Genomic DNA, 4,198 nt, shown 5'->3' on the forward strand with positions numbered 1-4,198 from the left:
GTTTGGACACTAACCTAGAGAAGTCACCTCCTCACTCACAACATGCGACATCGTGTCGCGCTCACGAAGTCATCTGCGTATCTTATCAATGAAAACGATTTAAGCTTATCTCTAACACCCAATTGAGTGTTATCAGGTCGCTTCATATCGAATTTTGGGGCTAAACCCCTAATCAATTCCTCAATTCCATGTAAGGCAACATTTGCGAGTAGGGGTGAAATCACCCCACCCTGTGGTGTCCCTTCATCAGTTGGGAACAGCTTGTTTCCATCCATTACACCAGCTTTTAACCAAGCTCGGATTTGTCTCCGTAGGGTAGGATAAGTATTCAATTTTTTGAGAAGTGCATCGTGATTAATACGGTCGAAGCATTTACTAATATCGGCATCCAACACATACTTGGATTTATTGTGTACCGCACTGAATATTGCTCCTATCGCATCGTGGCATGAGCGTCCGGGTCGGAACCCATATGAGTTAGGTTCAAATCGCGCTTCCCATTCTGGTTCTAACACCAGTTTGACTAACGCGCGGCATCGCTCGGTCTTCCATTGTCGGTATACCTAAAGGTCTTTCCTCACCTGTCCCTGGTTTGGGTATCCAAACTCGGCGTGTTGGCTTAACCTTACAACCCAATGATATTTTGTTTATCAGGGCGAAACGTTGCTTTGGGGTCAGCGATTTAACGCCGTCCACCCCTGCCGTCTTCTTGCCGTGATTATCTTGAGTTACCCGACGAACCGAAGCGGCTTTTGCCGCCCAAGAGCTTATCAACAGTTTTTGGAGTCTGCGTACTAGCTTGACATCACCACGATTAGACGCTTGATATATCCGATGAATGCAATTTAAAAACGTTACGCTCTAGCTTTCGCCAGTTGATATCGTTCCATTCATACATCGGTTTTTCTGCCGTGTTCATAACATATTCATTGCGAATTGTAGCTATATCATCCGTATTACCGTGAGTCCGTTAGCATATCCTCACCATTACAGTGAGGCGTTGGCTTTTGACTCAATCTCTACCACCTGTTACCTGGAAATCCAGATGTTTCGTCTTAGCTGACTGCTCGAAGTATTCGACCTCTCCGAGAGTAATCAGGTGGGTTACTTCGTTCCTCATAACCATTGGTTTGTTCCGTTAGGATGCCACCTCTTCACCGAGTTTTTGGGTAACGTAGGTATGTCGATTGAAATCCTCATACCACCCTGTACTAATGCCCTTTTGGGACTACCAGCGTGAGAAGCCTTATTTCGCTGGGTCGCAATAACGATGATTCAAACAGTGACTTTGCTTTCGCTATCCGTAGGAACTTGCTTACGGGATACCACTTTTAGGCTAGTAGTTCTTTCCGCTTTTATCCTCGCTTCACCGATTGATGGCTAGTCGCTACAGTGGAGGATATGCTTTCACCTCTACGTTTGAGGGACAGGACTTGACGCTTTCTAGGATACTGACGTTCACCTGTAAAGTTATGAAGTTGTCATCTACAAGGGATTAAAGTGCGAACTCAATCCTGATGGATTACCCTGTAGAAGCCAGTCATCCCCCGATTGCTCGGTTTCGACTGAACGAATCGCACTTCTTGGCTGCGTTTAAATCACGGTCTTGAATATTTCCGCAATCGGGACATTCAAAAACTCGGACTTTCAACGGCATCTTGTGCCGATGATTGCAGCAACTTGAGCAAATTTGACTGCTAGGGAAGAATCGCTCTACAAGCGTCAACTCGGAGTTAAACTTTTGGGTTTTATATTCCAATTGCCGCTTAAATTCGTACATTCCGCAATCAGCGATTGCACCAGCTAACTTGTGGTTCTTCAAAAATGCCTTGACATTCAAGTCTTCGATCTTGACCTCACTGTGGTTTTTGGCGAGGTAAGTTGTCAGCTTGTGAATGGCGTCTTTTCGGATGTTTGACACTTTTAGGTGCAGCAAGGCTTGTTTAGCGATTGCCGAATTGCGGTTGTTAGACCCTTTGACTCGCTTGCTAACACGGCGTTGCAGGCGTTTCATTTTACGACTCATCCCACGGTAAGCTTTGGGATTGGCAAAGACTTGACCGTTAGAACAAACAGCTAATTCTTTGATGCCGATATCGACACCAGCAGTAGGACGGTCAGGTGGAGTTGCGGGCTGTTCAATTTCGTATTTAAAAGCAATGAACCATCTGTCGGCTTTTCGACTGATTACACAGTTGTGAAATGCCGTAATTGGTAATGGTTCGTGCAGCCTAACCCAACCAATTTTAGGTAACTTGACACGCTTGCCATCGTTATTAATTCCTGGTTTTGCTTTGGTTCCTTGCTCTAGGTAGAAAGATTCACCTGACACACCTTTTTTCTTGAACCTATAGCCTTTCTCGGAAAGATGAGGTATAATGTTACTGACACTCACTCAGGAGGATAAAGCAGAGAATATCAGAGCAAACGAACTATAATTACATGGTTACGCACAAGCCACGCGAAAGCGATAGCATACATAATAGCATTTTTTTGACAGCACGAGCTGCTTGACTCACAAAAAGTAAATTTGTACTCCTCTTCATACATTGTTAAAAATGAAAGCTTATTCGATTGATTTTAGGCAAAAAATCCTTGATACTTATCATACTGAACCGATTTCACAAAAAGCAATAGCTAAGCGCTTTTCGCTCTGCCCTGAGTTTTGTACAAAAATTGCTTAAACAATATCGTGAAACAAAAAACATTACTCCGCGAACTGACCGATGTGGAGTCAAAGGCAAACTGAATGCAGAGCCACTACTCATCGAGTGCCCAATTGATTGAAGTAAACAATGATGCTACTCTTGAAGAACTTCGTTATTTACTTTATGGGAAAATTGGATTTTCCGTTAGTAGAGCGACAATAGCAAGAATGATAAAACTCTTAGATATTACTGTCAAAAAAAAACTCTCTTCCCCTCGGACAAAGGCACCGACCGAGTTCAACTCCTGCGATGTGAGTTCTGGCAAAAAATAAAAAAGATTAGTTTGAACGACTTAATATTCATTGACGAATCGGGAGTTAATTTGGCAATGGTTAGGTTATATGCCAGAGCTTTAAAAGGTCAAAGAGCCAAGGGGCCAAAACCAACTAAACGTGGCAAAAATGTCTCAATAATTGGAGCAATGTCAGTCAATGAAATTTTGACATCGGTTAATCTAATAGGCCCAACTGATGCAATTACATTTGAAGCTTTTATTATCAGGAAACTTGTGCCAAAACTATGGAAAGGGGCTTGTGTAGTGATGGATAATTGTCCCATTCACTTGGGAGAAGAAGTGAAAAAAGCGATCAAAAAAAAAGGGGCAAGATTAATATACTTATCACCTTATTCACCAGATTTTTCACCCATTGAAAATCTGTGGTCAAAACTTAAAATCATTCTCCGTTCTATCAAGACTACTAATTATCAAGAATTAGCAAAAGCACTCTTAGTTTGCGTTCGGTCAGGTTACATCGTCAAATATTTTTAACTGGTTTACACACTGCTGTTATTGTACCTCATCTTTCTGAGAAAGGCTATAGGTTGGTTAGATACCTTTTTGAAGCATCTATCCCAAGCCGTTCTCAATTCAGTCAGAGCCTGCTGCGGACTTGCCTTAGATGACTCGTAATACCAGGGATGCAGAGGTTTAATTTCCCCTACTAAACGCTTGTGAAGATCGATAGCGGAAGGAATCTTAACCGTTTTGTCGGCTTCCCTGAGTTTCAAGGTTTCAAGGATGATTGAATTCGCCCAGTTGTAAGCGTGTCTTGCTACCCCGCAATGTTGCCGAAATCTAGTCACCTGCTTATTGTTAGGCTTTAATTCCGTCCTGAAGCTGAGTAACATTTGCTTTTACCTCATTTCTGCCTTACTCTTATTGTATGCGGAATTAATGCGGAATGACAAAATGCCTAGAAAAAAGATCTACAGCGAGCCTAAGCGTAAAGTCAACCTAAGTCTGACCGAGACTGCTACTAAGTGGCTAGAGTTCAAGCAAGTTGAACTTACTGCAAGCAGTCTTAGTGACGTTATCGAGAGGCTGGCTAGAGAGTTACCCCAAAATTCCATCAATGGGTAACTCTGTCCAAGAATTACGTTACAGTTTCAAACCCCAAAGCTAACCAACAGTGTTAAGTAGTTAAGCAAAATTAATTACATAATTATCTCCAAATTCTTTAAGAATTATTTCGACAGATGAAACAAGAGAT

At 42.3% G+C, this 4,198-nt stretch carries 2 protein-coding genes and 2 pseudogenes; 1 reads left to right on the forward strand and 3 read right to left on the reverse strand.

Going from position 1 to position 4,198, the window contains the following annotated elements; genetic code table 11:
• Positions 1-62: 62 nt before the first annotated feature.
• Together QT990_RS35370 and QT990_RS35375 are read right to left on the reverse strand one after the other, a co-directional pair.
• Positions 63-919: pseudogene (locus tag QT990_RS35370) on the reverse strand (reverse transcriptase domain-containing protein); the annotation flags it as partial.
• Positions 920-1,540: 621 nt separating this feature from the next.
• Positions 1,541-2,395: an RNA-guided endonuclease TnpB family protein gene (locus tag QT990_RS35375; protein WP_333148284.1), complete on the reverse strand. Its 855-nt coding sequence runs from the start codon at positions 2,393-2,395 to the stop codon at positions 1,541-1,543.
• A gap of 163 nt (positions 2,396-2,558) precedes the next feature.
• Here QT990_RS35375 and QT990_RS35380 point away from each other — a divergent pair.
• Positions 2,559-3,517: pseudogene (locus QT990_RS35380) on the forward strand (IS630 family transposase).
• Here QT990_RS35380 and QT990_RS35385 read toward each other — a convergent pair.
• Positions 3,483-3,836, reverse strand: coding sequence for a helix-turn-helix domain-containing protein (locus QT990_RS35385; protein ID WP_333148286.1), 354 nt, complete (start codon positions 3,834-3,836; stop codon positions 3,483-3,485). The pseudogene QT990_RS35380 and the gene QT990_RS35385 sit on opposite strands and share 35 nt — an antisense overlap.
• Between the last annotated feature and the right edge of the window lie 362 nt (positions 3,837-4,198).

Origin of the sequence: Microcoleus sp. T3_B1 (genome assembly GCF_036700445.1) — a bacterium.
In the GTDB taxonomy this organism is placed as follows: Bacteria; Cyanobacteriota; Cyanobacteriia; order Cyanobacteriales; family Microcoleaceae; genus Microcoleus.

Coding starts and splice junctions, on each gene's coding strand:
- QT990_RS35385 (WP_333148286.1), bottom strand. CDS start 3,836: ATGTTACTCAGCTTCAGGACGGAATTAAAGCCTAACAATAAGCAGGTG.